The following is a 26,615-nucleotide window of genomic DNA, read 5'->3' on the forward strand; positions in this document are numbered from 1 at the left end:
ACTACACCATTATTCTTGCCCAATCCGGGAAGGATGTCAATAGATGTCTAAGAATTTAGTTACAGTTTCTTCCCCCTCGATCAAAGTCGGCGATTGAAAGAGACTGTTGGCGAATTCGCGTCGCGGGGGTTTTCCCTCTCACTTCTGGAGGGCAGAATTTCCGTTCGTTATTGGCAGTTAACTAGGTATGCGATCGATTAGACATTTAGTCCCTCACCACTATTTTTAGTGGTGAGGGACTAAATGTCTTTTGAGATGCGCCAGCAGTCTCTTTCAATCGTCCTTTTCAATCGCTCTTAATTATCATCTGAGGATGATTCATGGGAGGATTCTGCAGAGGATGATTCATGGGACGATTCTGCGATCGCACTTAGCGGCTGAATGCTTACAATCTTCCCGCCCATGCGAGTAATCCGCTGCATTTCTTGATTCATCCGATTGTACGGCACGGTGATAAATGTACTGCCGCTCGATCGAATCGAATAATCAATATTTTCCGTATCATCACTTTGGCGCAAGCCCACAACTTCGTACCGAAAACAGCGACCTGCGGAAGCTGTATTGCCACTTTTTCCAGCTACAATTTGACCGAACATAAGCTTCTTGGTAATTGGTAATTCTGACTGTTGACTGTTGACTGTTGACTGTTAGCTGTTAGCTGTTAGCTGTTAGCTGTTAGCTGTTGACTGTTGACTAATGACTAATGACTAATGACTAATGACTACTGCCAACTGCCAACTGCCAACTGCCAACTGCCAACTGACTAAATTGGAGTAATGCTGGCGATTTTCGCGCCCATGCGTTGAAATTTCTGCATTTGCGAGGACAAATCATCAACAGGTACGATAAACGCCTTGCTGCTGCGGCGCACGCTGGGATAGCCGCCGGTGCGAATTCCTGAAACTTCCACGCGGAAAAGCCGCCCTTCTTTGCCGTAAGCTGCGCCGCCGCCGAAACCGGTGCCGGGAGTTACGTTTCTGGCAGAAGGCCGATATGCCCAACCTTCGTTACCGCCAGAAGGCCCAACTACTGCTGTAGCGCTGTTAGTACCGAGTTCAACTGCTAAGCGAGAGTTATTGCCTTCTAGTTGAGATGTATCGCTGTTTGCGTAGCCGCGATACAGGCGGAACATCCGGGTAAAACCGACGGTTTTTTGCCCGCGCTGCGTGTTAAAGCCGCGGTAGTAGGGGACGATATTTTCGCCGAAGTTCTCTTGATACTCTACTGAATCGATGTAAGAATCGATATCAGCATCGTAGCCTTGTGTTTGGTACAAATCTAAGTGGTAAACTACTTCAGATTCGTCGTAGGGAGCGCGACCGAGCAAGTGTTTGTAGTTTAGTTCGATCGTCCTAGTTTGAAAGCTGCTGTATAAAAACTTGGTTTTGTACAGTTCCGATTTTGCCACTGCGCGCACAAATTCTCGCACTGATAAACTGCCGTCTCGCAGGAGAGATTCAGCACTTTTGAGGCGCTCGGATTTCATCAAATAATCGTTGCCCAGCACCTGACGGTAAACGGCGCGAATTACTATTTCCAGGTCGTCTTTGGTGTAGTTAGGGCGCAATTCTACCTTCGGCACATCGCTCAATGCGGATGTTCCCAGCCTGGATGCTGCTGTCGTAATAGCCACCAGATTTTCTCCTAAATTAATAACAAAAATTCAAAGCTTCGTTGCACTTGAGATTGTTAGGACTAAGCCTAATATGTGTATTGGTAGGATGCACAGAAGTCGGGCGGGTTTTGCCACAATCAACTGCCGGTTGGCATATATTTTGGCTAAACCCACCCCTACAAGTATGATTTGTCCTACCTATTTACTTAGTCCTAAGTTGTTTCCTGACGCTTGCAAAAAAACGTCTTTACAAACTTTAAGCTGTGGTAATACTTACCACTTTGCCGCCACGTTTGTTGATTTGTTGCAAGCGACTTGAAAGCTGTTCGTAAGGTACGAGATATTCGGTAGTAGTCCGCCGCACTTGGGGCGAAAACTTAGCCGCACCTTGCATTGCGGTGACTCGATAGAGTTTACCGCGATCGCCCCCGGCCGCGCCAGCTAGAGATTGTCCGCTAGAGGCTGTGTATATCGGCGATGCCGTATTTCTTGCTACTTCCCAAGTTAACCGCGCTTGGGTTTGGTTTTGCGAGCGATCGCTATTTGCGTAGCCGCGGTACAGTTGAAACATCCGGTTAAAACCGACGGTTTTTTGATTTCTTTGAGTCGCAAAACCGCGATAGTAAGGCACTATACTTTCGCCAAAATTTTCTTGATATTCAACGGAGTCAATATAAGAATTGATTTCAGCTTCGTAGCCTTCGGCATTGTACAAATCAACGTGGAAAGCAATTTCCGACTCGTCGTAAGGAGCGCGGCCCAACAAATGTTTGTAGTTTAGTTCGATCAACCGCGTTTGCGAGTTCGGGTAGAAAAACTTTTTCCGATAAATTTCGGACTGAGCAATTGACCGTACAAAATCTTTAACTGAAATCTGTCCTTGCATCAGCAGAGATTCAGCGCTGGTAACTCGTTCGCTGGACATTAAATACTCGTTGCCGAAAACTTGCCTGTAAGCTGCGCGAATTACTGCTTTCGCATCGTCTTGCGTCCAGTGGGGGCGAAGTTCTACCTGTCCCACTTCTTCAAATGCTTTTATTCCCAATCTTTCGGCTGCACCTAATCCCGCCATCTTGAGCTTCTCCCTTTTTTGGTTTAAAAACTGAAAACTTCTTAAAAAAAAGTATTTGGAAAACTAGGCTAAGATCGCAGATGCCCGGAATCGTAAACAACCGCTAACACTTTAGCTAACAGCAGCTTACAATTCCGGGCATCACGCAAATCTAGCTCAGGGCGTTGATTGCGTAGTCGAGGTAGGAATTAGCTTCCACTGCGGGGTCGCCGCTCAGGCCGTGGTTGCCTTTGATGTACTTGAGAGCTTCAACGTACCAGCTAGGGGACAATTCAAATGTCCGGTTGATTTCGTCGATGCCTGCAATCAGGTACTCATCCATTGGGCCTGTGCCGCCTGCAACTAAGCAGTAGGTCACCATCCGCAGGTAGTAGCCGATGTCGCGAGCGCACTTGGCTTTACCGGTTGGGGTAGAAGCGTAGTTAGGGCCTTGCATTTGTTGGGTGTACGGGAATTTGTTGTACACTGCTTGGGCTGCACCGTCGATCAAGCGCTGAGAGTTGGATGTCAGAGCTTTGGCTGCTTCTAAGCTAGCGGTTGCTTGGCGGAAACGACCGAAAGCTGTTTGGATTTCGGTGCTGCTCAAGAAACGGCCTTGAGAATCTGCTGCTGTGACTGCTTCAGTCAATGGGGTCTTCATAGTGTTGCTTTCTCCCTAGTGTTTGCGGTTTTTTCTACGAATGCGATTTGTCAAAGCCCGATCGATATATCGAATCGTTGCTTTACAGATTGGGTTGCAATGGCTGGGGTTTAGCCTACTGCGGAAGCGGCGCGATCGAAGTAGCTGCCGACTTCAGACATCAGGGAGTTGCAATCTCCACGAGTTACACCGTTTGGATCGTTAGCGATCGCCAAAGCGGCTTCTTTCATTTTTTGAACGCCAGTTGCTACGGAAGCGCCGGGAGTTCCCAATGCCAAGTAGGTTTCGCGAAGGCCGTTCAAGCAACGGTCATCGAGGACGCTGGCGTCGCCTGCGAAAATCGCGTAGGTGACATAGCGCAAGATGATTTCCATGTCGCGCAAGCAAGCTGCCATGCGGCGGCTGGTGTAAGCGTTGCCGCCGGGAGCGATCAACTGAGGCTGCTCAGCAAACAAAGAGCGAGCTGCATTAGCAACAATGCTGGAAGCGTTGCTGGTGATGCGGTTGACTGTATCCATGCGCTTGTTGCTTTCTGCAACCATTTGGCTCAAGGCATCAAGTTGGCCGGTGGCCAAAAATTCGCCGCGAGCGTCTGCTTGGGAAACCACTTTTGTAAATGCGTCAAACATGAAAGAACTCTCCTACTTGAGTTAATTGAGTTTGGTTGCGGTATAAAACCGTTAAGTTAAATTTGTTCAGGCCGTTAAACCTGGAAGGGTTGAAGGTTGACGCCGGCTACTGTGCCGATCGGCTCCTTCTCTCCTTTTCCGCTACCTGTACTATTGTGACATTACAGCGGACATTTAAGAAACCTTAGAAAATTTTACACCTTTTATGAGATGCGACAAACCTTGTTAATCAGTGTTTTTGTTAACTTGCGTCTGTCGTTTCAACCTTCTTATGACATTTATACAATGCTCTCTGGCATTTGTTTATTACAAATTATTACAACAGCTTATCCCTCTGAGAAGGTAAATTGATGTTGAGCAACTCCGGGCTAATCTCCCTCCTAAGATAGATGCGAATTTACATACATAGCTCCTGGGTTTGGTTCAATTGCCCTGATTTTTACCGTGGGGCAGCACAAAATTGTCCCGCATCCCGATCGCCATTGTGCGCTTTGCCCCGAAAAAGCCTATTATTAAGAAAAATTAAGAAAATTAAAGTTTTGCGAAAACAAGGCGGGGGAATAGGGAAAAAAGCCAAAAAAGTGCCCAATCCAAGATCCACTCAGAATTGGGTGGTTGACATACTCCCCGCCATAGAAAGGACGGAGATTCTTGACGGTTCATCGCAACCTGAGCGACTGTTGTCGTCTTACTGTCGCTCCCCGTCCGTTTCAAGTCTCCCTAGGCCCGATCGCGACTACAACAATGCAAAGAATTTGATTGTTGCAGTTATTTAGATCGCAAGTTTTGGGAAAGCCGTAGAACGACGGGGCTTTAAACCCAATTTTTTGGTAAGGTAGATGAGTGCTATCAGCGTTGACATACTCCCCGCCGTAGAAAGGACGGGGATTCTTGACGGTTCATCGCAACCTGAGCGACCGTTGTCGTCTTACTGTCGCTCCCCGTCCGTTTCAAGTCTCCCCATGCCCGATGGCGACTACAATCAAATAATTTGATTGTTGAAGTTATTAGAGCACAAGTTTTGGGAAAGCCGTCGTAGAACGACGGGGCTTTAAACCCAATTTTTGGGTAAATATACCAACAGATCGAGAGAGCCAGAGATAGACCAGAGATAGAGAAGTGTCTAGCTTCCTGCTTCTTATCTCGAACCAATACCTATGCAGTATCGATCGACTGTAACTGTCCGGCCGCAACCACCTTTATGCCCCACGCTCGATCGTAATTTATGTCTTCTTTAAATTCTCCCTCTTCTTGGCACACCGTACCAATTGACAAAACTCTCAAGCAGCTAAACAGTAACAAAGACGGTGGCTTGAGCAGCCAACAGGTGTCAGAACGCTTGCAGCAATACGGCCCCAACGAACTCGAAGAAACAGGAGGCCGCAGTCCGTGGTCGATTTTTGTCGATCAGTTCACCAACATCATGTTGTTGATGCTGATGGGTGTGGCCGTGGTTTCTGGATTCTTAGACATCAAGTCCAATACTTTTCCCAAAGATGCGATCGCCATTTTTGCGATCGTCATACTCAACGGCATTCTCGGCTATTTCCAAGAACAAAGTGCTGAAAAAGCCCTCGCAGCCCTCAAAAACCTCGCTTCCCCCCTAGTCAGAGTCCTGCGGAACGGCAAAACTTTGGAAATAGCAGCCAAAGAACTCGTACCCGGAGACGTGATGCTGTTAGAGGCTGGGGTAAAAATAGCAGCAGATGGCAGGTTGATCGAAACATCAAATCTGCAAGTCAGAGAATCTGCTTTGACGGGAGAAGCAATGGCAGTTACCAAGCAAGCTGAGCTAGAACTTCCCGAAGATGCTTCCTTGGGCGATCGGCTAAACCTAATTTTTCAGGGCACAGAAGTTGTTCAGGGGCGCGCCAAGGCGATCGTCACCAACACCGGAATGCAGACTGAACTGGGCAAAATTGCCGCCATGCTTCAGTCAGTAGAAAGCGAACCAACTCCCCTGCAACAGCGGATGGGACAGTTGGGAAATGTTCTAGTCTCCGGCGCCCTAGCCTTAGTCGTAGTTGTCGTCATCGGCGGCATGATGACCTTCAACAACGGCGGCATCGGGTTAGATACCAGCAGATTTGAAGATTTGTTAGAAGTTTCTCTCAGCATGGCTGTGGCTGTAGTTCCCGAAGGACTCGCAGCAGTCGTGACAGTTACTTTGGCGCTCGGAACTAGGCGGATGGTGAAGCGAAACGCCCTGATTCGCAAACTTCCTGCTGTAGAAACTTTGGGTTCAGTGACTACCATTTGTTCCGACAAAACAGGTACTCTGACTCAAAATAAAATGGTCGTTCAGCGAGTCTCTACGGGCGACTGTACGATCGGCATCGGAGGATCCGGCTATGCCCCGATCGGAGATTTTACCGATCGCCATACCTCGACCCAAATTAATAATTTAGAAGAATATCCAGAACTCGAATCTTTATTAATTGCCTGTGCCGTTTGCAACGACGCAGTATTGCAGCACGAAGAGCAAGAATGGAAGATTTTGGGCGACCCCACAGAAGGATCTCTGCTGTCTTTAGCGGGAAAAGCAGGCATTTATAAGGAAAAACAGTGTCAATTGCTGCAGCGCACGGCCGAATTTCCTTTTTCTTCCGAACGCAAGCGGATGAGCGTGATTTGCCAAGTACCTGGCCGATCGGGACATTCAGGATTTCCAGCAGAAAACGGACAGCAGCAGAATTATTTGATGTTTACCAAAGGTTCTCCAGAGTTGACTTTGGAGCGCTGTAAAGGCATCATAATCGGCGATCGAGTACAACCTTTAAATCAGGAAATGCGCGATCGCATCCTCGCCGAAAACAACAACATGGCAAGCGATGGTTTGCGAGTCCTCGGATTTGCCTACAAAATTTGGGAAAACCTGCCGCCCCAAGATTCTGACGCAACCAGCGAACAAGAAATGATTTGGCTGGGACTCGTCAGTATGCTAGACGCCCCGCGCCCGGAAGTGCGCGAGGCTGTGGCGAAGTGCCGCGATGCAGGGATTCGGGTGGTGATGATTACAGGAGACCACCAGTTGACAGCAAAGGCAATTGCTAGTGATTTAGGTATTGCACAAAAGGGCGATCGAGTTCTCACCGGTCAAGAATTAGAAAAGCTCAGCCAAGAAGAACTCAAACAGCAAGTCGAACAGGTTAGCGTTTACGCCCGCGTTTCCCCCGAACACAAATTGCGAATAGTCCAAGCTTTGCAAAGTTGGGGCAAATTTGTCGCCATGACAGGCGACGGCGTTAACGACGCACCCGCATTGAAACAAGCCGATATCGGCATCGCAATGGGAATTACCGGCACCGATGTCAGCAAAGAAGCTAGCGATATGGTGCTGCTAGACGACAACTTCGCCACTATTGTCGCCGCCGCTGAAGAAGGGCGAGTTGTTTATACCAACATTCGCCGCTTTATTAAGTACATTTTGGGTAGCAACATCGGCGAAGTTTTGACAATTGCGGCCGCACCATTAATTGGTTTGGGAGGAGTGCCGCTGACCCCACTGCAAATTTTGTGGATGAACTTAGTCACAGACGGCGTTCCCGCTTTAGCTTTGGCCGTGGAACCGGCCGAACCGAACGTGATGAACAAGCCTCCTTTCAGCCCGCGAGAAAGTATTTTTGCGCGAGGTTTGGGTTCTTACATAATTCGGATCGGGATTATTTTTGCAATTTTGACGATCGCCATGATGAAATGGGCTTATGACTATACTCACGCTCCCGGACACGGCAATCCAGAGGCTTGGAAAACAATGGTATTTACAACTCTTTGTTTGGCACAAATGGGTCACGCGATCGCCATTCGCTCTAACACTAGGCTAACTATCGAGTTAAATCCCTTCACTAACATCTTTGTTTGGGGAGCTGTAATTGTTACTACTGCTTTGCAATTAATGCTGATTTACGTTCCACCCCTGAGAGCATTTTTCGGCACTCACTATTTATCGCCCTTTGAATTGATGGTTTGCTTCGGTTTCAGCGCCCTAATGTTTGTCTGGATTGAAATGGAAAAACTGTTCGTGCGCTTGTACAACAAAACTCGTAAATAGTGTTAACGGCTGACGGATAATGAGCGATGTTTCATTATTCGTTAGACCCTTCACATTTGGCGCGAGTCTAAACACTATACATTGCGAACACAACGCTCCGCAAAAAAGCAATTGAAGAAATTCGCCCTTGAATAGGTAAGGTGCTCTTCGGCGCACCCTACGATAACTGTATTACCCATAACCAATAACCAATAACTAATAACCAATAACCAATAACTAATAACCAATAACCAATAACCAATAACCAATAACCAATAACCAATAACTAATAACTAATAACCAATAACCAATAACTAATAACCAATAACCAATAACCAATAACCAATAACCAATAACTAATAACTAATATTATGTATTTGAAAACGCTGCACCTACGGCAGTTTCGGAACTACTTCGATCAAAAGGTAACGTTTGACGCTCCCAAAACCATTTTATTAGGAAATAACGCTCAAGGAAAATCTAACTTGTTAGAAGCTGTAGAGTTGCTTTCCACCTTAAAAAGCCACAGAGTATCGCGCGATCGCGATTTAATCCTCGACTCCAAGCCGATCGCCCAAATTGATGCTACGCTAGAACGTCAAACCGGAGCGATCGACCTATCTTTAACACTGCGATCGGGAGCGCGCCGCAGCCTGAAGCTCAACGGCGAACCGCTGCGCCGCCATTTAGACTTTTTGAGCGTCTTAAATGTAGTACAATTTTCCTGTTTGGATTTGGACTTAGTGCGCGGCGGGCCCGAAGGAAGGCGCAATTGGATCGATCGGCTAGTTATCCAACTAGAGCCGATTTACGCTCACATTTTGCAGCAGTACAACCAAATTTTGCGCCAGCGCAACGCTCTGTTAAAACGTTCTAAAGCAATCAGACAAGCCGAATTTTCCGAAAATTTTGACAAAAACCGATTTCTGCAACTCGAAAATCCCGAACCGGAAAATATTCAATACTCGCCAATTCCCAACTCCCAATCCCCCATTTCCACTTCAGAATTAGCCTTGTGGGATGCACAGTTAGCGACAGCGGGCGCTCGCGTGATCCGCAGGCGCGATCGAATTTTGGAGCGTTTGATGCCATTAGCTCGCAATTGGCACCGTTCAATTAGCGGTTCAGCAGAAGTTTTAGATGTGAAATACGATGCTAATATTGAAGTAAGCTCAGAATTAATTGGTAAAGACAATCTCGAAGGAGTGCGGCAAGCATTTTTAGAAAAAATTCAAAAAAGGGCGATCGCAGAACAGTTTCAAGGAACCACATTAGTCGGCCCCCATCGCGACGACATTATATTTACAATTAACAATACGCCAGCTCGTCAATACGCATCCCAAGGCCAGCAGCGAACTCTCGTATTAGCATTAAAATTAGCCGAATTGCAGCTTATTGAAGAAGTCGTAGGCGAAGCACCTTTACTATTGCTAGACGACGTACTTGCAGAACTCGATTTAAACCGCCAAAATCAACTTTTAGAAACAATTCAAGAACGATTTCAAACTCTAATTACTACGACTCACTTAGGCGCTTTCGACAGTCAGTGGCTGCGACAAACCCAAATTCTCTCCGTTGCTTCCGGACAAATCGATCGATTTTAGATTTTAGATTGATTGACGGATTGATTTTAAATTGGAGATTCATAAATCAATCCCTGTGAGATTGACAAATTTTACTTTTCATGGTATTACTGCAATAAATAATAAAAATTTGACATTATTTGACATTATTAGCTCAATTCGAGATACGATAAAGGTTAAATTTGATTGCCGCTTTCGCTTCCTTTTTTCTAACCCTTATGAAGCATTACATTTCCCGTCTGTTAGCCCTCGTATTAGTTGTTGTCATCGGTGTAGCTGGCTGTACCAATGTTCCCGCCACTCTGAGTGGAGACTACAGCAAAGACACATTAGCATTAGTCAGCAGCTTGAGAACAGCGCTCACTTTACCAGAGGGCACACCGGAAAAAGCAGCCGCTCAAGCTGGTGCTCGCACAAGTATCAACGATTTTTTTGCTGCATACCGCCGCGATCCCGCTCTTGCCAAGCTGACATCTTTCACGACAATGCGGACGGCCTTAAACTCTTTAGCAGGACATTATAGTTCCTATCCAAATCGTCCAGTTCCTGAAAAGTTGAAAAATCGTTTAGAGATTGAATTTCAGCAAGTAGAATCTGCTCTCAATAGAGGGGCTTAATTTCAAAATTTAAGGATAAAAGATCAATTTTAATAATTCATCTTTCATCCTTAACATTTGATTGTTAACAATTTTTAGTAAAAATATCAACTGTTTTTAGCGCCGACTTTACCCAGGCGTTTTTTTTGCTGGATTTAGCCGTAGGATGCGTCGCGATAGACAACTCGTAAATAAGGATCGACAATCTCACACATTTGTACCTGTGCTTGCAGGGTTGAAGTCAGTCGATTTTTGAGAAATACTATAAGTAGGGTGCTTGTACCCGTTTTTGGGCGGAGTTAACGAGAAAAAAAGTAGAAAATTTGTAGATGTGCGTCGGGGCGATCGCAAATCCGCAGATCGCCAGCCAATTTAAACTAGAAAACCCGATTCAACTATCCCATGAAAATTGCACCAACTCGCCTCGCGAACTTTCAACACCAGCGACGCTTTTTAAGTGCGGTAACTGCTGTTTTAACAAGTAGCTTCATCAGCCAGCTTGTGTGGCCATTTATCGAAAATCAACCAGCCTTTGCCGAAACATCAGCCTATTGCCAATTATCCAAAGAAGACGTAAATCAAAAAGAAGACTTGCGCCGCGCCGCCCTGTCAGGAAAATCAGAATCCCAGCAAGCATATTTTGCCGTTTTGAACAAACACGCGCGGGAAATAGCACAATGCCGCCAAAAAACTTGGCCTCAAACCCAAGCAGTTTGGCTGCGTTTGTATCCCTGCGATGTCAGGCCAGGAGAAGTCGATCGAGTATTAGACAACATTGTCAATAAAGGCTACAATGAAGTCTATATCGAAGCATTTTACGACGGTCAAGTGCTGCTTCCAGTAGCAGACAATCCGACTGTTTGGCCTTCGGTTTTGAGAAATCCCGGCTACGAAAAATACGATTTGCTGGAAAAGGCGATCGCCAAAGGCAAACAGCGAGGTTTAAAAGTATACACATGGTTGTTTACCATGAACTTTGGCTATACCTATTCTCAGCGTCCAGACAGACAGCAAAACCTCGCATTAAACGGCCAAAACCAGACAAGTTTAACAATAATTAAAGACGCAACAATTAACGACGACTTCGGAGAAGTTCCGGGTAATCAAGCCTTTATCGACCCCTACAGTCCGCAAGCGAGGCAAGACTATACTTTATTAGTAAATCAAATAGTCAAGCGCCGACCGCAAGGAATGTTATTCGACTACATTCGCTATCTACGGGGCTTCGGGCCTGCTTCAGTTGCTACCAAAGTTCAAGACTTGTGGATTTACGGCCCCGCATCGCAGCAAATGCTTTTACAGCGGGCTAACAATCAGCAAGGGCGAGATTTAATTCAGCGATATTTGACTAAAGGATTTATCAATACTAATGACGTTCAAGCAGTAGTCAAACAATATCCGAATGAGCGAGAACCTCTGTGGCAGGGGCGAATTCCGCAACCTGTACCAGTAGCAACTCCCGCTTCTCGAAGACAGAATGCCGCATCAAAAGTAGCTTCACAAACTCCCGCCCCAAAATCGCTAAATGCTGCAACTCCTACACCAAAACCGACACCAAAACCGCCGCTTCCCGACACCGGCATTCTACAAAAAGACCTCTGGCAACTGAGCGTTGCTCACGCAGTCCAAGGAATTTTAGATTTTTTTGGGGTGGCAACTCGGCCTGCTCAAAGCCTGGGAATTCCTGTAGGAGCGGTATTTTTTCCTGATGCCAATAAAAAAATAAATCAAGGGGGATATGATTCGAGATTGCAGCCTTGGGACAGCTTTCCGGCTGCTGTAGAATTCCACGCGATGTCTTACGGAAATTGCGGGAATGTAAGCTGTATTGTGCCGCAGGTGGAGCGGGTAGTGAGTTTAGCGCCTCCGGGAGCAAAAATTATTCCTGCCATTGCCGGAGATTGGGGAAAATCTGTGAAAAATCGGCCGTCTTTGGAGATTCAAATGCAGGCAATTCGTTCGGCAACGCCGCAAATTAATGCGGTGAGTCATTTTTCTTGGGGTTGGCAAGAACCGGAGGATGAAAGGGCACGGCAAACTTGTCGCTTTTAGGGGGATGATATCAAATCTGGGTTGATTACCCGATTGCTCGCTCGGCGGTTGAAACCGCGACTATACAAACGAAGTCTGCCTCCGCAGACTAAGAGATTGAGGGGATATTTAAGCGGGATTTGGAAAGCTGGCTAACTGTTGGACAAATTCTTGATGTGCGTCACTGTTTAATCCGGCTTGAAGAGTGGCGATTGCACTTGGCATATCCCCATCTATAAGTGCTGAGACTGCCAGCCACAACCCCGGAAAAACTCGGCTGCGGATAATTCCTTCAGCATCGGGAAGCAAAGAAATATATTCTTCTTCCTGCAACGAAAACCAATCTATCCGGCGATTCATGACTTGCCAAACGAGATATTCTTTGACTCCATTGCGGCGGTAAACTCGTTTTTTGTCCCGCAGATCGATCGTAGCGGTACTTGCAGAAATTTCGGCAACAAATTCGGGTGCACCTTCAATATAGCCATCATCGCTAAGGCAAGTTTGGCCGCCACATTGAGCATCAATTAGCAGTACAGCATCGGGTTGAGGTTCGTTATCCACATCGAGACGCACGGTGGGATTATCGCCGATCCGAGTATGCGCGGTAAAAGCAACATAGAAGCCAAGACAAGTAATTAGGCGAGCATGGGGTTCGGCGTGGGGTTCAAAGCGTAAGGGTGAAGCCATATAAACAATTCCTTCAATCAATTCTGCTTTTTTGAGTGCGGGCATGGCTGTATAGCGCCGCTCGAATTCTGCGCGGCTAAGCAAATCGCCATTTTCCAGAGGGGGAATCGTGATGCGGCTGAGATTTGCCGGAGCAATCATGGCTTTTCTCCTGTGATGATGCGTTGCTATCTTGAATTTTATCTAATTTTAGACAAAGTTGTAAGCTATCGTTATATCGTTAACAGCAAATAGTACAGTTAATGAATACCAAATTTACTAAAAAATTAGCGATTAAAAGTATTATATTGATTGGAACGATCGCCCTTTTTTCCCTGTTCCCTAAAAACCCACAAACTGGTAATTCCAATTCCCTCGCCCAAATCCCCCCTTTTGACAATTTCCCGCCCAATCTCCTGAAACCGCCAAAACCGCAAATACAGCCTTCTCCCGCCACAACTCCGACTCCGAAACCCGCCGAACAACCTTTGGTATTCGCACCGCCGGCCCAATTTCGCAGCCAGATTGTTTATAAAGCAAGTATCAGTAACTCAAAAGTTATCGCCCTGACATTTGACGATGGGCCAACTGCGGAAACTTTGAAAATATTAGCAGTTTTGCAGAAACATAATGTGGTAGCTACATTTTTTTGTTTGGGTGCAAATTTGCGAGAAAATCCAGAAATTGCGAAGCAAGTCGTAAAAGCGGGAAATGCGATCGGCAATCACACATGGCATCACTTGTATCACGATGTGACTGAGAAAACAGCATCGGATGAAATTGATAATACTGGGGTGCACATTTATCGTTCGAGTGGGGCAAAAAGTTTGTTGTTTCGTCCTCCCGGCGGCCGTTTAAATAACGGTTTTGCAGATTATGCCAAAAAAAAGAATTACGTAGTTGTCATGTGGTCGATCGATCCTAAAGACTTTTTGCAACCTCCGGCTGCTGCTATAACCCGCACTGTGCTGTCTCAAGCGACATCGGGGGCGATCGTATTGTTGCACGACGGCGGGGGCGATCGCCAGCAAACAGTCGAGGCCGTGTCGGCAATTATTCCCAAACTCAAACAACAGGGATACCGTTTTGTCACCGTGCCGCAATTGCTGCAAATGCAAGCAGCCCAAAAACAGCCAAATGGCGATCGGAAACCCAAGTAAACAAAAACCTCAGCAAAATCAACTCTACCCATCTGCGTTCACCTGCCTTTATCTGCCTCAATCTGCGGTTGCAATGACACTTATGCTAAAATTATTACCAATAATTTAAACTCGATAAATTATAATAATGCAAAAACTTCAAGCAAGAGATATTAACCTCCGCTATTTAATCGACAACTTCGGATTGCAGCGAGTTCGTAAAGCTGATTTTTTCCCAGAATGGCAAGAAAATTTGCCGGAAGTAACAGACTCAGAAAAACAATTACTCGATCGCGTTCAAGACATATACTTCAACTTGGTGGACACCCCGCCCATGTTGGAAAATGCAGTCAAACTCACGATAGTCAGCCCTATTTTGTTTATTGCCGGTCTGTTTGAGTCTCCTTTTCAAGTCAAAGCCGAAACATCTATCTCCATTCAAGAGGAAGACGAAGGCAGAATCATCGAAGGCAGAATAGATATCCTAATTATGAAAGCAAACTTGTGGGTGACAGTAATTGAATCCAAACAACTTTCGTTTTCAACGGACGAAGCACTTGCCCAACTCCTGACATATATGCTGGCAGATCCCAATCCCCAAACTCCTACTTTTGGCATGATTTCCACAGGTGCTAACTTCTCTTTTGTCAAGTTAGTCAGAGGCGAAATAGCCCAGTATGCCTTATCTCCAGAATTTGTAATCCGCAATCCCGGCAATGAATTGTACCGCGTTTTGCAGATTTTAAAACGCCTAAGTCAACTGCCAGACTAGCAATAAAAGCAATTTTAAGCTTTGTTTCAAAACAGACAATATCTAATATCATGTCCGCCGATAACGACCGCGACAGAACCTTTTTTATGACCCGACATGATATAATATCTTAAATTTATAACTTCTGCGAGTATGGTAAATTACTGGATAGTCGGCGCTGTAGCAATAGCTTCTGTGTTTTGGGCAGAAATCATCCGAGACTTTTATCACGTCGCGTCTCATTATGTGCCGCCTTTGCAAAAGCTGCACAATTGGCATCACCGCGTTTTCCGCCCGAATTTGACTGCTGTCAGCGAGACAATTTACAAGCAAGCGCACTGGCGTCACGACGTGCCCGAAGCTGCGGCGATGATGGTTTTGGGCTTGTTGCTGTGGGTTTTAGCTTATTTTGTGCTGCCGGCATATCACTGGGGCGCAGCAGCCGGTTGTATTTATACTTTAGGCTTTTTGTTGAGCGCGATCGCCCGCGCGTGTGGCATCAAAGGCGCAGACGAATTAACCGACATCACCCACCAACCGGGAGAATTCCAGACTACCCCCGGCAACTGGTTCGTTAATAAACCTTATCATTGGCGGCATCACTTCGACAATCAAAATGCTTACTATTGCGGTACTTTCACCTTAATAGATAAACTTATGGGAACAGCACTTTCTCTTAAAGGCAAAACTGTAGCCGTCACCGGTGCATCGGGAACTTTAGGGCGTTTGCTTCTCAAACACCTGCACAAAGCTGGTGCAAAAGTTATCGCCCTATCCTCTGGAAACGAGCAAATTACTTTGAATGTAGGCGGCGAGATTTTGCCTGTAAAAACTGTAATTTGGCACGCTGGCGCAGAGGCAGATTTAGCTCAATTGTTAGAAAAAATCGATATTCTCGTCATCAATCACGGGATTAACGTACAGGGAGAAAGAACCGGAGAGGCGATCGCAAATTCCTACGAGATTAACACTTTTTCGGCGTGGCGACTGATGGAACTCTTTTTCTTAACAGTCCGAACTAACGAAAACATCGCTTGCAAAGAAGTCTGGATCAATACTTCAGAAGCAGAAGTGATTCCCGCTGTCAGTCCGCTGTACGAACTCAGCAAACGCGCCTTGGGAGATTTAGTCACTTTGCGGAGGCTGGACGCGCCCTGCATCGTTCGCAAGCTGATTTTAGGGCCGTTTAAAAGCAACTTAAACCCGATCGGCATTATGTCTCCCGACTGGGTAGCACAGCAAATTGTCAAACAAGCTAAAGCCGATGTCCGCAATATCATTGTCACCATCAATCCTTTAACTTTTATTGTTTTCCCAGTTAAAGAATTTTTTGTTTCTTTGTATTTCCAAATCTTCAGCCGCCAGGCGATTCCAGAGATTAAAGCAGCGGCTGCGTCGGACAAATCCACCGTTGAAGCCAAGATTAATTAAATTTACCTGATTCGTAGTGAGGACTTCAATCCCGATCAAAATTAGAGGACTAAAGTCCTCACTACAAACCTTTAAAACTAATTACTAACCTCGGCCATTTCAATGACGCGGCCGTCATAATCCTTTACCAAAAAATTCAGCGGCTTTTCCCGGCGAATTTTATAACTAATGCCACGAGTTTGTACCCTCATCAATAGCTGATCCAAACAATCGCGATCGAAACAAACATGACGTTCGCGATTTTTTTCCCCTACACTGGCCCCGCTAATAATGTGCAGTTGAGTATTTTTCATCAACTGGTACCACAAACCTTCGGGACTCGCCATCGTTTGAGAGCTCGTTCCCCTGCCGACATTCGGCGACAAATACAGGGGGTCGATACCCGTTGTCCCCAAGGTTTGCTCGTAATTGTAGTAGTAGTGCAGTGGCACTTCTGCGACGGGGAGGTTTAGCATACCTTCATAAAACTCCCTGGCTTGTCCGAGATCCGATACCATCACCGTGTGTACCTTCGGAGCACTGGTGAGAAACATCCACATCGCCCCCGCATAGGCTGCCAGCAGCATCACCATAATCCCTTGAGTCGAAAACAAGCTGTCGAGGGGCAGGTCTGGCAAAAAAGAGCTCACGTACAAGGGCTGAAGTCCAAAAGCAATAAAACTAACTGTTAGAGTCATGAATTATAAGAAAGGGTAAACAACGAAATTTATCAAGATTGCCGTCGCGATCGCCCGCGAGACTTAAACTATTAGCTTAGCAAAAACTAGCGGTTAGGCCCTACCCGATGAAAGTCTTTGTCTACGGTACTCTCAAACCGGGGGAGTGCAACTACCGGCGCTACTGCGAGGGAAAGGTTGTGGATGCTTGTCCGGCGATCGCCCGCGGTCAACTTTTTGCGCTGCCGGTCGGCTATCCTGCGATGGTGGCCGGAGAAGGCATCGTCTGCGGTTTTCTGCTTTGTTTCGCTCGATCGGCCATTTTAGACGATTTAGACCGCCTAGAAGACTACAATCCGCTGCGAGAACCGACGGAAAACGAATATCAGCGGCAGGAAATCGAAATCTGCGATCGACAATTCAAACCTCTAGGCACGGCTTGGGCTTACTTCATGCTACCCGATCGCGTTCGTGCTCTAGGAGGCATCTGGCTGCCCGATGGGACGTGGGAAAATAGGTTTTTCGCCAAATCAAGTGGTTAATGCCGATGAGCTGAGGAAATTGCCCTTGCCGTGGGCGAGGGCGGCTCGAACCTGTAACCGAAACCCCGAACCGTTTTAATCAACTGCGATCCTGTTGCATCAACTTCAATCATTTTTTTGCGAATCTGGCCGATATGTACGCTAACAACTTTCTCTTCTTCTGTGCTGTTACAGTTCCAACCCCAGATTTTTTCGATTAGCTGTTGGCGACTCCAAGATTTACCGGGATGACTTGCCAAAAAATACAATATCTTAAATTCCAAGGCTGTTAATTTGATAATTTTGTCGTTTAGTGTTGCTTCTCGGCGCACTGAATCGATCGCGAATCGATCGAATACAATACGTGATGGAGTGACAATCCTCATGCGTCTCAACACAACTTGGATCCGCATTGCTAATTCCTGAAGACCAAATGGTTTGCAGATATAGTCATCAGCACCCGCAGACAGGACTTTAATTTTATCAGCTTCGTCTGTGCGGCTGCTTAGCATGACCACAAAAACATTAGTACGGCGCTGCATTTCCTGGCAAAGATGATAGCCTGTAGTATCCGGCAAATTCCAATCTAGAACTACTAGCATTGGCTTAAATTCCTCAAACAATGCTAAAGCAGTCTCGCCATCTGCTGCCGAATCTACTTGATATTTCTGATTTAAAAAACGATGAACTAGATTGCGAATTGGTGGGTCATCATCCACAACGAGAATCTTGATAGCAGTATTAGTAGTCATCACCAAAAAAAAATATTTTTCTTATTACTTAAAAGTTGATAAGTACAGATTTAGTCAAGCATACATCCCAGCTCGCTCCAAATAACAGGCAATTCTTCAAGCAACTTAGCTTGGATGTCAAAAGGCTCTCCCCTATCCCAAATTTTGACTTCTAGACGTTCGTTAAATACGGTGATTTCAAGGTCGATCGGAGTTTGAAAGGGCAGATTTTTGTGAGCATGGCGAACAGCATTTGTAAATCCTTCTATCGTAGCAAGTTTGCACTGCTGCAAAACTGCTTCGGGAATGGGTAGATCCTCTAACTGCTCGACCCACCATAAAACTTTTTTAACACTATTGAGGTCAGTGTTTAGTTGAAGGCAAATTATTTTAGTCGGCTGATTATAACTCCGATAAAAGTGGCGATTTTGTCCTTGTTTAAATCCAAAATTAAAACTGCTGAAAAAATTAACTGCCCGCTTCAAATAACCAGCTTGATTCGTCTGCTGGGGTGGTATTGTGACGGGATGAAAATTTTTCACAATTAACAGACAGTTGCGACGCTCGGAAGTGCGTGCATAGCTTAGCTCGTCGGCAATTTTGTTAATAAGTTTTATGCCAATTCCACGGGAGGGGATTTCATTAATATTATTTCTCATGTTGCTATCCTTTCTCATCATTTAATAGGTGATTTTTAGAGACACAAGAGAGTTGCATTCTGAAGGATTAATTTTGCATGATTTATGCCTGACTTGTCTCCTATGCCGTGCAGTTGTTGTCCTTATCATTTTCTCTTGGTTGCTGGGGTATTGACAATCTCAGTTTGCGATCGCTAAACTGATCTAAAATTGACATTGACAAATACAAAAGTAAATTATATAATGACGACCCTCAAAGCCTCTGACGAGGGATTAGTAAAAATTAGGCAAGCTAGAAGAGAAAGGGGATCGACGATAGAAGACCCCAGATGGTTAGTAGAAGCTAGTCAAATATTAGAACCCGATCGCGCTTGGACAGAGGCCGGGCCCTATGCTGATGGCCTCTCGCTGCCAACTTGGAGGCGTTTTTTAGCAGGAAGAGAACCAATTAAAGCCCATGCTTTTAGGGCTTTCTGCACGGTTTTGCAGTTGGATTGGGAAGAAATTGTCGATCGTCCTCCTTTAGTCTCCCCTTACCAAGGGGGGGTTAGAGATTTTTGCCAACAGCCTATTGATTCAGTAGTGGAAGAGATACGGCAAAAATGCCACAGCAAAATCCAACAGCTTTACAGCAAAATGCAACTGTTGGATATTGCACAGCCCGTTGATGTCAGCACACTTTACGTTGAAGTCAACATTTTGGAGGAAATTACCAGTTGGCAGCCGGGAGAAATTCGTGATTTATTGAGAGACTTCAACCCAGATGCGGATAATTTTAATCGCTTGGGATTGGGTAAAGTACGCCAGAAACGAGTCCCTGGATTGGATGCGGTGAAATCTCACTCTAAACTGATGGTACTCGGCAAACCTGGTTCGGGTAAAACTACTTTTTTGAAACACATTGCCATTCAGTGCGATCGGGCAAAATTTGAAGCAAACAAAATAGCGATTTTTATCCCTCTCAAAACCTTTGCTGAAATCCCTAATCTTGATTTATTAGAATATATCAGCGACGAATTTGCCAGTTGCGGAGTTGAGGGGCGATCGCAAACTGAATTCGCACTCAGTCAAGGTAGAGGTTTGATTTTATTGGACGGCTTAGATGAAGTGCCAGAATCAAATAGCGATGCAGTCGTCAGACAGATTCGTCAGTTTGTCCAAAAGTATTACAACAATCAGTTTATTATTACCTGTAGAATTGCTGCGTCTAAGTACAGATTTCACGACGAAGCCTTTACTTGTGTTGAGGTAGCCGATTTTAATAACGAGCAAATCGCGGCTTTTGCTAGCAATTGGTATGTGGCATTTTTCCAAAATATGGAAGCAGGTAAAGCTTTAGCATCTCAATTTGTAGAGAAGCTGAAAATGCAACAAAATCAGCAAATCCGAGAACTGGCAGTAACGCCTATCTTGTTGAATTTGATTTGTTTAGTATTCCAAACCAAAGCAAATTTTCCATCCAACCGAGCCAAGTTGTATGAAGAAGCGCTCGAAATCATGCTCAAAAAATGGGATGAAACAAGAGGCATTCAACGAGATGAAGTTTATCGCAATTTGAATTTGTGCCGCAAGAAACATTTACTTGCTTTTGTGGCAGCTATTACTTTCGAGCGGGGGGATTATTTTTTTGATAAAAACACAGTTCAGCAATTGATTGCCGAATATCTAGCTAATTTGCCCGATGCCACAACTAACCGCGTTCAGTTGGAGAGCGATAGTGAGGTTGTGCTGAAGGCGATCGAGGCACAACATGGATTATTAGTGGAAAGGGCAAGAGGGATTTATTCGTTTTCTCATCTAACATTCCAAGAGTATTTTACTGCTACAGAAATTGTTACCAATTCCGCTCCACAAGCTTTGGAAAAACTGGTCAGCCACCTAACCGAGAAGCGTTGGCGAGAAGTCTTTTTTTTAGCTGTTGGGATGTTGCAAAAAGCTGATAATTTTTTACTGTTAATGAAACAGCAAGTTGATGGGCTGGTCGCTGAGGATGAACGGTTACAGCAGTTCCTAGTGTGGGTAAACAAAAAATCCATTTCTGTTAATTTTCCCTACAAAATTCTCGCAGTGAGAGCATTTTACTTTACTCTTGAATATCCTTTCCTTGACCGTGGCTTTGCCCTTTCTCTTGACCCTTACCTAAAAAAAGTTGTGGAACAAACTTTTGAACTGGCTCTTAACCTTGGACTTCAATGTTATATTGACCTTGCCCTGAACACGGTTGTTAAGGATGCCCTTGAGCCTACTCTTGGTTACATCAACAGCCTTACCGTTGAACGTACCCTCGTCCCCATCCTTGACCTTGTTCTTGATTGCGATCTTGTGCCGGCCCTTAAGCCTGAACAAAGGCGAGGGATACAAGAACTTCTGGAACAACTGCCAGATCCAAAAAGTGACAAAGAGATATTTGAAAAATGGTGGCAAGGTAACGGTCTTGCTTGGAGTAAGTTATTAAGGCAAATGATGATTTTGTATCGCGATCTGGGTCACGATTGGCAGTTCAGCGAACAGCAAAAGTCATTGCTGAAAAATTATTACGATGCTAATAAATTGCTGGTAGATTGCCTCAATAGCGGTTGTAATGTATCTCCTGCTGTGCGGCAGGAAATTGAGGAGACAATGCTGTTGCCGATCGCCCATATCGAAAAAACACGTCAAAAGTGCGATCCTCTTCGAGGGCTGCGCTAACGCGCTTAATTGCCAAACTTGCCAACAATCTTAAGATTAATCTGCGCTGCATCTGTCTCAATCTGCGGTTTCCCTATCAATCAAAAATTTAGGTCATTAGCCAATCAAAACCCAGAGATTTTCAAGGGATAAATCCACTTTAAAAAACCTCGAAAAACAGCAAAAAGCCCCCATTTTTTAGGGAGCTTAATAACTTTCATTATTGCTCAACAAATCAATCCTACTGAACCTTTGGCAATGACTTGTGAGGGCTTCCTACATCAACTTTCGGAATATCCATCACCGGCGCATTCACCCCAAGCATCAAATCGTTGGGATTAACAATCTCCATTACCGGCTCGTTCAAAGCCACAATCAAACCGTCAGATTCAGCAGGAACAGGCGATGTCGCCAACTGAGGAGCAAACAATTGGCGGCCGCCAGCGACACCAGACACCGCCGCAATCAACAAAGCTGCGATCGCACCTCCACCCAAAACCCAATTTCGTTTCGTCTTGCGTTCAACCCGTTGCAAAACCTTCGCCGCCAAATCCTGTGCTGATTGTTCTGCAGCCGGCACCGGCATTGAGCTAAAACTTCGCTGCATACTCAAAAGTCGCGAGTACAAACGCTTCGTCGCGGGGTCATTTGTCAGCAATTCTTCAACTTCTCGGCGTTCTGTCGCCGTCACTTCGCCGTCAAGGTAGGCACTCAGCAATTCAAAGCGATCGCGCATCATAGTAGTTACATTGCCCTGGGAATAATTGTTGTTAGATGGAGTTTCACCGAGTGAATCCCCCATCGGTTGCTGATTCTGATTTTTTGCTGATTCAAAGTTATGATTCATATTTCACACCGCTCGATAAAATTGGGAGAAGTACGCCATCGATCTTAAAATGATTTACTTTTTATTTACACGATCAAATAGAAGCTTTGACGTTACAATAAACTTCATCAAATCTTCTTCACCTCGCCCAAAAACCGATACAATCTCCTGACTTTTGTTATGCAGATATCCTAACTTTAGACTTTTGTGCGCTCTCCTTTGATTCACCCACGGGCAAGTAAATCTCAAATCTCAAACTTGTAGGACGAAATCTCAAATCTCAAACTTGTACGCTGGCGACTTGTGTTGAGCGTAGCCGAAGCAAGCCGAAGTATGTACAATCTCAAATCGACTGAATTTTACTAATGACCGTCGAGATATTTTTGCAATTGCAATTGCAATCTTTGGCGAGCTCTAGCAATTCTCGACTTGACCGTTCCCAAAGAAACTCCGGTTATTTCCGCTATTTCCTCATAGGCTAAACCTTCAATTTCTCTCAAAACAATTGTCGTGCGGAAAACTTCCGGCAAATCGGCGATCGCCGATCGCAACTCGTCATAAAATTCTCTAGTCGTCAAATCATCATCAGGCCCCGGACTGTCCGCCGGAATTTCCCAATCAATCTCCCCATCTTCCAGAGCCCTGGGTACGTCCAGGGACAGAGGAGTTCGCACGCGCTTGCGCTTTCGCAACTCATCGTAAAACAAATTAGTGGCGATGCGACTCAGCCAGCCCCGAAATTTAACAGGCTCTTGCAAGCGGTTAATATTGCGGTAGACACGAATCCAGACTTCCTGAGCCAAGTCGGCTCGGTCTTGCCAATCGGGGGCCAAGTGATAGAGAACCCTGTCTACGTGGGACTGATACCGCTTCAACAGTTCTGAAAAAGCTGTGCTCTCAGGTCGGCTTCCTTCCTGACATCGCAACACCAAGTCATAATTAGAGAGTTTTTCGGCTGGCAATTGCACTCTTTGAACGGTCGCCACAACCGCAGACCAGGACAGGGAAATAAAGTCGCTCATGGGTGGAATTGGCTCATCGAACATTCCACAGTTGTTGACGCTGGCCGATCGTCACAAGTTCCCAAACAGGGGAAGAGATGGAGACAGGGGCATGGGACACGATCCCGAAAAGCCTTGATAACAAACAACCAATAACCAATAACCAATGACTAATGACTGATGACTGATGACTAATGACTGATGACTGATGACTAATGACCGACAACTTCGCACGCTCCAATACTAACCCAACTGCTAGAACCGTCGGCCCAATGTTCCTTTTTCCAAATCGGTACGTTGTGTTTGAGCGTATCTATGGCGTACTGACAAGCTGCAAACGCCGAGTCGCGGTGGGGACACCCCACAGCTACCAATACGCTGATTTCCCCCACCTGCAAGTGTCCGACGCGGTGGTGAATGACGACCCGATTGACATCGGCCCACTGACGGCGGATTTCCGTAGCGATTTGCTGGAATACTCGCACGGCCATTGGTTCGTAGGCTTGATATTCTAGGGAAAGTACAGCTTGACCGTCAGTTTGGTTGCGGACTGTACCGCTCATCATTACCACGGCTCCGTTGGCGGGGTCATCTGCCAAAGTGTATATTTCTTTTACAGATAACGGCGCTATGGTAATGGCGAAGCTGTCTGATTCATGACATTGAGGTATTGTGCCGATCGCAAGTGCAGAAAGAGAGTTCATTGCCAAAGAGGTGATGCTGGAGAACTCGATCGATCTTGACACAAATCCAGTCGCGATCGATTAATCTTGGATCGTGTCACGCATACATAAAAATCAATTTTTAGCAATATAGTTGTGAAGCCTAGCTATCTATCTTCGGGAATCAGCCCGAATAGTTGTAGCAGTGCGATCGGCTCAAATATAACTCACCAGAATCAAATTCCGACAGTGGTGAAGAGCGAGGAGCCTGTTTGCGCGATCGCCCATAGCTATCGATCGGCAATCGCAAATCAATCAGCAAGCACAGCAAAATAAGTCCTATTATGCCAGAGTCGCGGCAAGGAATTTCACAACCCAAGCGATGATTGCGTTCGCTTTTTGATGACACAGTTAACTTTCATTCGGCGCTCATACCGAGCCACCCCGTCCAAATTTTTAGGAAAAAATGTAAACTTTATTTATTTTTTGTTCCCGAAAGCTGGTTAAATGACATGATGTACTTGTGCAGATTTCAGGCCAAGCAAGCGAATACTCGGCAAAGCAAGACTGTAACGCCCTTTTGTACCTTTTTTTACCCACAAATTAATGGTTTGGGCTGTTAATCTAACGTTTTGACCTGAGTCTGCATCAACAACTGTTAACAATAATCATGAGGAAACTATGGAAGCACTAGCATTGAATCATTCTTTTGTTGCTTATGAATCTCCAGAGTCCGAACTCCAACTGGAACTGAAAGTTCCTACTTCTGCATTGGTAGGCGTTGCAGGTATGGCAGTAGCCTTATCTGTTATGGGAGTCGCTGGCGAAGCGCAGGCCGGTTGCTACAAACAACGCTGCGGCGGCGGTCATGGCTATAACCGCTACGCCGAAGTGGCCACCAACGGCGGTCGCCTAAATATCCGCCACCGTCCCAATGGCTGCGCTCGTGTCATCGGCAAGTTATACAGGGGAGATAACGTGGCATTGACAGGTCGTTACAGACACGGCTGGGCCCAACTCAAAGGCGGCGGCTGGGTTTCTACTGCCTGGATCAACTAATTCTTAACTAGATAAATTTACATTTTCTAGAAAGAGTTTTAATCGTTACCCGGGCTGACCGGGTAACGATTATATTTTAAAGAGGCGATCGCTCCTGAGAATCACTAACAGCCCACAAGCTAAACTTTACCGCCGCCGATCAGATACAGTAAAGCCATCCGCACCGCTACGCCACTGGTAACTTGCTGAGAAATCAGACTAAATTGGGGATCGTCCATCAAATCCGAGCTAATTTCCACACCGCGGTTAACCGGGCCTGGGTGCAAAACCTTCACATCCGGCTTGCAGAGTTTGAGCCGATCGCGCGTCACCCCATACAAAGAATGATACTCTCGTAAACTCGGCAGCAAATGCTGGCTCATCCGTTCCTTTTGCAGCCGCAAAGTCATCACAAAATCAGCATCAGCCAAAGCAGGTTCAAGCTGCCAGTGCAAAAATAACTTACCTGGACGAACATCACCGCACTCAGCAAACAACAGCGGCAGCAAAGTCGGCGGCCCGGCCAAATGAACCTCAGCCCCAGAAGCCGTAAGACTCCAAATATTCGACCTCGCCACCCGCGAATGCAAGATATCCCCCACCACAGAAATTTTTTTGCCCGCTAAAAGTTCCAGCCGCGGGCCTTCGCTATCTAACAGAGAACAGATAGTAAATAAATCTAGCAAACCTTGGGACGGGTGTTCGTGCTGGCCGTCTCCGGCATTGAGAACGCTGACTCTCGAACCCAACCGATCCATTTCCGAAGCAATTGTGCTCGGAACTCCAGCTTGTTCGTGGCGGACTACCATCAAATCCGTTCCCATCGCCAGATAAGTCTTAGCTGTATCCAGAATAGTCTCCCCCTTGGTCAGAGAAGAACTGCCAGGGGTAAAATTCAGCGTATCCGCCGACAGCCGCTTCGCCGCCAATTCAAAACTGTTGCGAGTCCGGGTGGAGGGTTCAAAAAACAAATTCGCGACCACTTGACCCTGCAGGGCCGGCACTTTCTTCGTGCGGCGGCCGAGCACCTCGCGAAAACTGGCCGCAGTTTGCAGCACCGTGTCGTATTCGTCGGAGGTAAAGTCAGCTAGAGTGAGAATGTGTCGCCTTGTCCAAGTCATGCAATTTTAGATTTTAGATTTTAGATTTTAGATTTAGTGCATTAGGACTATGGGTTGGGAACTTGCTGGCACGCGTCGGGCGGCCTAGAATGTTCTACCGACAGTCGCGCGGATTCCGCTCAACATTATCTAACCATTTTTGACCACCTTTGCCGTCATTAGAGCTATAATTAGTTTATGCAGTTGAGTCCCAACTCTGGCAGCTTTCACTAGCGCCGAAGTTGAAACGAATGCTTGACTCGCCCGAAAGTGGAAATTAGACTGTAGCAGCGAAAGAGTAATTTCAGTCGATCGCCAACTCAGCCTTGTCAAAAATAAGCCGAACGCAGCCTTTGCAGCATATGCTATGATATGTGGAAACAATCGAGGCGGCAAACTTCCCACGGCCGCTCGACAGCATATAGCGCGACTTTTTAAAGATGATTAATTCTTTGAAGTCAATCTTGACTCTTCAGTCTTGCTTATAGGGCCTTGTCAAAACGAACTGTGTTAAGATACAAGTTGAATATGTAGCTTCCCGAAAAAAATCTACACGTATCTTGGCTAGACGGTTCTTGGCGAAACTGCG

The 26,615-nt window shown here is 45.9% G+C and carries 24 protein-coding genes; 10 read left to right on the plus strand and 14 right to left on the minus strand.

Annotation, left to right across the window (positions count from 1 at the left end; all coding sequences use genetic code 11):
- Positions 1–296 precede the first annotated feature (296 nt).
- From QUA97_RS23135 to QUA97_RS23155, 5 genes are all read right to left on the minus strand, one after another.
- Entirely contained in the window at positions 297–596 is a 300-nt protein-coding gene (locus tag QUA97_RS23135; protein ID WP_194066801.1) for a phycobilisome linker polypeptide, read from the minus strand.
- 167 nt (positions 597–763) lie between these two features.
- Entirely contained in the window at positions 764–1,633 is an 870-nt protein-coding gene (locus QUA97_RS23140; RefSeq protein WP_194066802.1) for a phycobilisome rod-core linker polypeptide, read from the minus strand.
- A gap of 238 nt (positions 1,634–1,871) precedes the next feature.
- Entirely contained in the window at positions 1,872–2,687 is an 816-nt protein-coding gene (locus QUA97_RS23145; protein WP_333196357.1) for a phycobilisome linker polypeptide, read from the minus strand.
- A 151-nt stretch (positions 2,688–2,838) separates the two neighbouring features.
- A complete protein-coding gene (gene cpcA, locus QUA97_RS23150; protein WP_194061202.1) occupies positions 2,839–3,327 on the minus strand; it encodes a phycocyanin subunit alpha in 489 nt (162 codons plus the stop codon).
- A gap of 110 nt (positions 3,328–3,437) precedes the next feature.
- A complete protein-coding gene (locus QUA97_RS23155; protein ID WP_193972088.1) occupies positions 3,438–3,956 on the minus strand; it encodes a phycocyanin subunit beta in 519 nt (172 codons plus the stop codon).
- Between the two features lie 1,225 nt (positions 3,957–5,181).
- Between QUA97_RS23155 and QUA97_RS23160 the strand changes: the two genes are divergently transcribed.
- From QUA97_RS23160 to QUA97_RS23175, 4 genes are all read left to right on the plus strand, one after another.
- Positions 5,182–8,007 (plus strand): cation-translocating P-type ATPase, encoded by a 2,826-nt coding sequence (locus tag QUA97_RS23160; RefSeq protein WP_333196360.1) that lies wholly within the window; start codon positions 5,182–5,184, stop codon positions 8,005–8,007.
- A 350-nt stretch (positions 8,008–8,357) separates the two neighbouring features.
- Complete coding sequence (locus QUA97_RS23165; RefSeq protein WP_194066805.1) at positions 8,358–9,590, plus strand: DNA replication/repair protein RecF; 1,233 nt, start codon at positions 8,358–8,360, stop codon at positions 9,588–9,590.
- A gap of 197 nt (positions 9,591–9,787) precedes the next feature.
- Positions 9,788–10,186 (plus strand): photosystem II protein Psb27, encoded by a 399-nt coding sequence (psb27, locus tag QUA97_RS23170; protein WP_194066806.1) that lies wholly within the window; start codon positions 9,788–9,790, stop codon positions 10,184–10,186.
- Positions 10,187–10,567: 381 nt separating this feature from the next.
- Positions 10,568–12,217 (plus strand): family 10 glycosylhydrolase, encoded by a 1,650-nt coding sequence (locus QUA97_RS23175; protein ID WP_333196365.1) that lies wholly within the window; start codon positions 10,568–10,570, stop codon positions 12,215–12,217.
- A gap of 108 nt (positions 12,218–12,325) precedes the next feature.
- Here QUA97_RS23175 and QUA97_RS23180 read toward each other — a convergent pair whose 3' ends face one another.
- On the minus strand, positions 12,326–13,027 hold the full coding sequence (locus QUA97_RS23180; protein ID WP_194066808.1) for a Uma2 family endonuclease: 702 nt from the start codon (positions 13,025–13,027) through the stop codon (positions 12,326–12,328).
- A 101-nt stretch (positions 13,028–13,128) separates the two neighbouring features.
- On the opposite strand from QUA97_RS23180, the gene QUA97_RS23185 reads away from it, so the two are divergent.
- From QUA97_RS23185 to QUA97_RS23195, 3 genes are all read left to right on the plus strand, one after another.
- On the plus strand, positions 13,129–14,025 hold the full coding sequence (locus tag QUA97_RS23185; protein WP_333196368.1) for a polysaccharide deacetylase family protein: 897 nt from the start codon (positions 13,129–13,131) through the stop codon (positions 14,023–14,025).
- Positions 14,026–14,152: 127 nt separating this feature from the next.
- The gene (locus QUA97_RS23190; RefSeq protein ID WP_333196370.1) at positions 14,153–14,776 is read left to right on the plus strand and encodes a restriction endonuclease subunit R; all 624 of its coding nucleotides are present in this window, start codon (positions 14,153–14,155) and stop codon (positions 14,774–14,776) included.
- Positions 14,777–14,908: 132 nt separating this feature from the next.
- A complete protein-coding gene (locus QUA97_RS23195; RefSeq protein WP_333196373.1) occupies positions 14,909–16,186 on the plus strand; it encodes a bifunctional sterol desaturase/short chain dehydrogenase in 1,278 nt (425 codons plus the stop codon).
- 77 nt (positions 16,187–16,263) lie between these two features.
- On the opposite strand, the gene QUA97_RS23200 is transcribed toward QUA97_RS23195, so the two are convergent.
- Positions 16,264–16,863 carry a glyoxalase-like domain protein gene (locus tag QUA97_RS23200; RefSeq protein WP_333196375.1) on the minus strand — a complete coding sequence of 200 codons (600 nt, stop codon included), beginning with the start codon at positions 16,861–16,863 and terminating at the stop codon, positions 16,264–16,266.
- A 107-nt stretch (positions 16,864–16,970) separates the two neighbouring features.
- On the opposite strand from QUA97_RS23200, the gene QUA97_RS23205 reads away from it, so the two are divergent.
- Positions 16,971–17,384, plus strand: coding sequence for a gamma-glutamylcyclotransferase family protein (locus QUA97_RS23205; protein ID WP_333196376.1), 414 nt, complete (start codon positions 16,971–16,973; stop codon positions 17,382–17,384).
- Here QUA97_RS23205 and QUA97_RS23210 read toward each other — a convergent pair.
- A complete protein-coding gene (locus tag QUA97_RS23210; RefSeq protein ID WP_333196378.1) occupies positions 17,381–18,115 on the minus strand; it encodes a response regulator transcription factor in 735 nt (244 codons plus the stop codon). The two genes, QUA97_RS23205 and QUA97_RS23210, sit on opposite strands and share 4 nt — an antisense overlap.
- A gap of 50 nt (positions 18,116–18,165) precedes the next feature.
- Complete coding sequence (locus tag QUA97_RS23215; protein ID WP_194066814.1) at positions 18,166–18,753, minus strand: ATP-binding protein; 588 nt, start codon at positions 18,751–18,753, stop codon at positions 18,166–18,168.
- A gap of 222 nt (positions 18,754–18,975) precedes the next feature.
- On the opposite strand from QUA97_RS23215, the gene QUA97_RS23220 reads away from it, so the two are divergent.
- Positions 18,976–21,420, plus strand: coding sequence for an NACHT domain-containing protein (locus tag QUA97_RS23220; RefSeq protein WP_333196381.1), 2,445 nt, complete (start codon positions 18,976–18,978; stop codon positions 21,418–21,420).
- Positions 21,421–21,640: 220 nt separating this feature from the next.
- Here QUA97_RS23220 and QUA97_RS23225 read toward each other — a convergent pair whose 3' ends face one another.
- The 4 genes from QUA97_RS23225 to QUA97_RS23240 form a co-directional block, all read right to left on the minus strand.
- Positions 21,641–22,246 (minus strand): anti-sigma factor family protein, encoded by a 606-nt coding sequence (locus QUA97_RS23225; RefSeq protein WP_194066816.1) that lies wholly within the window; start codon positions 22,244–22,246, stop codon positions 21,641–21,643.
- 341 nt (positions 22,247–22,587) lie between these two features.
- On the minus strand, positions 22,588–23,247 hold the full coding sequence (locus QUA97_RS23230; protein WP_194066823.1) for a sigma-70 family RNA polymerase sigma factor: 660 nt from the start codon (positions 23,245–23,247) through the stop codon (positions 22,588–22,590).
- Between the two features lie 191 nt (positions 23,248–23,438).
- Complete coding sequence (locus QUA97_RS23235; protein ID WP_194066817.1) at positions 23,439–23,930, minus strand: molybdenum cofactor biosynthesis protein MoaE; 492 nt, start codon at positions 23,928–23,930, stop codon at positions 23,439–23,441.
- A 142-nt stretch (positions 23,931–24,072) separates the two neighbouring features.
- A complete protein-coding gene (locus QUA97_RS23240) occupies positions 24,073–24,297 on the minus strand; it encodes a hypothetical protein (protein ID WP_194066818.1) in 225 nt (74 codons plus the stop codon).
- A gap of 272 nt (positions 24,298–24,569) precedes the next feature.
- On the opposite strand from QUA97_RS23240, the gene QUA97_RS23245 reads away from it, so the two are divergent.
- Positions 24,570–24,947, plus strand: coding sequence for an SH3 domain-containing protein (locus tag QUA97_RS23245; RefSeq protein WP_333196385.1), 378 nt, complete (start codon positions 24,570–24,572; stop codon positions 24,945–24,947).
- Positions 24,948–25,066: 119 nt separating this feature from the next.
- Here QUA97_RS23245 and QUA97_RS23250 read toward each other — a convergent pair whose 3' ends face one another.
- Positions 25,067–26,047, minus strand: coding sequence for an aspartate carbamoyltransferase catalytic subunit (locus tag QUA97_RS23250; RefSeq protein WP_194066820.1), 981 nt, complete (start codon positions 26,045–26,047; stop codon positions 25,067–25,069).
- Between the last annotated feature and the right edge of the window lie 568 nt (positions 26,048–26,615).

Origin of the sequence: Microcoleus sp. CZ3-B2, assembly GCF_036705055.1 — a bacterium.
Taxonomy (GTDB): Bacteria; Cyanobacteriota; Cyanobacteriia; order Cyanobacteriales; family Microcoleaceae; genus Microcoleus.

Excerpts from the sequence above, each read along its gene's own strand:
- QUA97_RS23135 (WP_194066801.1), bottom strand. The coding sequence starts at position 596 with ATGTTCGGTCAAATTGTAGCTGGAAAAAGTGGCAATACAGCTTCCGCA.
- QUA97_RS23145 (WP_333196357.1), bottom strand. The coding sequence starts at position 2,687 with ATGGCGGGATTAGGTGCAGCCGAAAGATTGGGAATAAAAGCATTTGAA.
- cpcA (WP_194061202.1), bottom strand. The coding sequence starts at position 3,327 with ATGAAGACCCCATTGACTGAAGCAGTCACAGCAGCAGATTCTCAAGGC.
- QUA97_RS23155 (WP_193972088.1), bottom strand. The coding sequence starts at position 3,956 with ATGTTTGACGCATTTACAAAAGTGGTTTCCCAAGCAGACGCTCGCGGC.
- QUA97_RS23160 (WP_333196360.1), top strand. The coding sequence starts at position 5,182 with ATGTCTTCTTTAAATTCTCCCTCTTCTTGGCACACCGTACCAATTGAC.
- QUA97_RS23165 (WP_194066805.1), top strand. The coding sequence starts at position 8,358 with ATGTATTTGAAAACGCTGCACCTACGGCAGTTTCGGAACTACTTCGAT.
- psb27 (WP_194066806.1), top strand. The coding sequence starts at position 9,788 with ATGAAGCATTACATTTCCCGTCTGTTAGCCCTCGTATTAGTTGTTGTC.
- QUA97_RS23175 (WP_333196365.1), top strand. The coding sequence starts at position 10,568 with ATGAAAATTGCACCAACTCGCCTCGCGAACTTTCAACACCAGCGACGC.
- QUA97_RS23180 (WP_194066808.1), bottom strand. The coding sequence starts at position 13,027 with ATGATTGCTCCGGCAAATCTCAGCCGCATCACGATTCCCCCTCTGGAA.
- QUA97_RS23185 (WP_333196368.1), top strand. The coding sequence starts at position 13,129 with ATGAATACCAAATTTACTAAAAAATTAGCGATTAAAAGTATTATATTG.
- QUA97_RS23190 (WP_333196370.1), top strand. The coding sequence starts at position 14,153 with ATGCAAAAACTTCAAGCAAGAGATATTAACCTCCGCTATTTAATCGAC.
- QUA97_RS23195 (WP_333196373.1), top strand. The coding sequence starts at position 14,909 with ATGGTAAATTACTGGATAGTCGGCGCTGTAGCAATAGCTTCTGTGTTT.
- QUA97_RS23200 (WP_333196375.1), bottom strand. The coding sequence starts at position 16,863 with ATGACTCTAACAGTTAGTTTTATTGCTTTTGGACTTCAGCCCTTGTAC.
- QUA97_RS23205 (WP_333196376.1), top strand. The coding sequence starts at position 16,971 with ATGAAAGTCTTTGTCTACGGTACTCTCAAACCGGGGGAGTGCAACTAC.
- QUA97_RS23210 (WP_333196378.1), bottom strand. The coding sequence starts at position 18,115 with ATGACTACTAATACTGCTATCAAGATTCTCGTTGTGGATGATGACCCA.
- QUA97_RS23215 (WP_194066814.1), bottom strand. The coding sequence starts at position 18,753 with ATGAGAAATAATATTAATGAAATCCCCTCCCGTGGAATTGGCATAAAA.
- QUA97_RS23220 (WP_333196381.1), top strand. The coding sequence starts at position 18,976 with ATGACGACCCTCAAAGCCTCTGACGAGGGATTAGTAAAAATTAGGCAA.
- QUA97_RS23225 (WP_194066816.1), bottom strand. The coding sequence starts at position 22,246 with ATGAATCATAACTTTGAATCAGCAAAAAATCAGAATCAGCAACCGATG.
- QUA97_RS23230 (WP_194066823.1), bottom strand. The coding sequence starts at position 23,247 with ATGAGCGACTTTATTTCCCTGTCCTGGTCTGCGGTTGTGGCGACCGTT.
- QUA97_RS23235 (WP_194066817.1), bottom strand. The coding sequence starts at position 23,930 with ATGAACTCTCTTTCTGCACTTGCGATCGGCACAATACCTCAATGTCAT.
- QUA97_RS23245 (WP_333196385.1), top strand. The coding sequence starts at position 24,570 with ATGGAAGCACTAGCATTGAATCATTCTTTTGTTGCTTATGAATCTCCA.
- QUA97_RS23250 (WP_194066820.1), bottom strand. The coding sequence starts at position 26,047 with ATGACTTGGACAAGGCGACACATTCTCACTCTAGCTGACTTTACCTCC.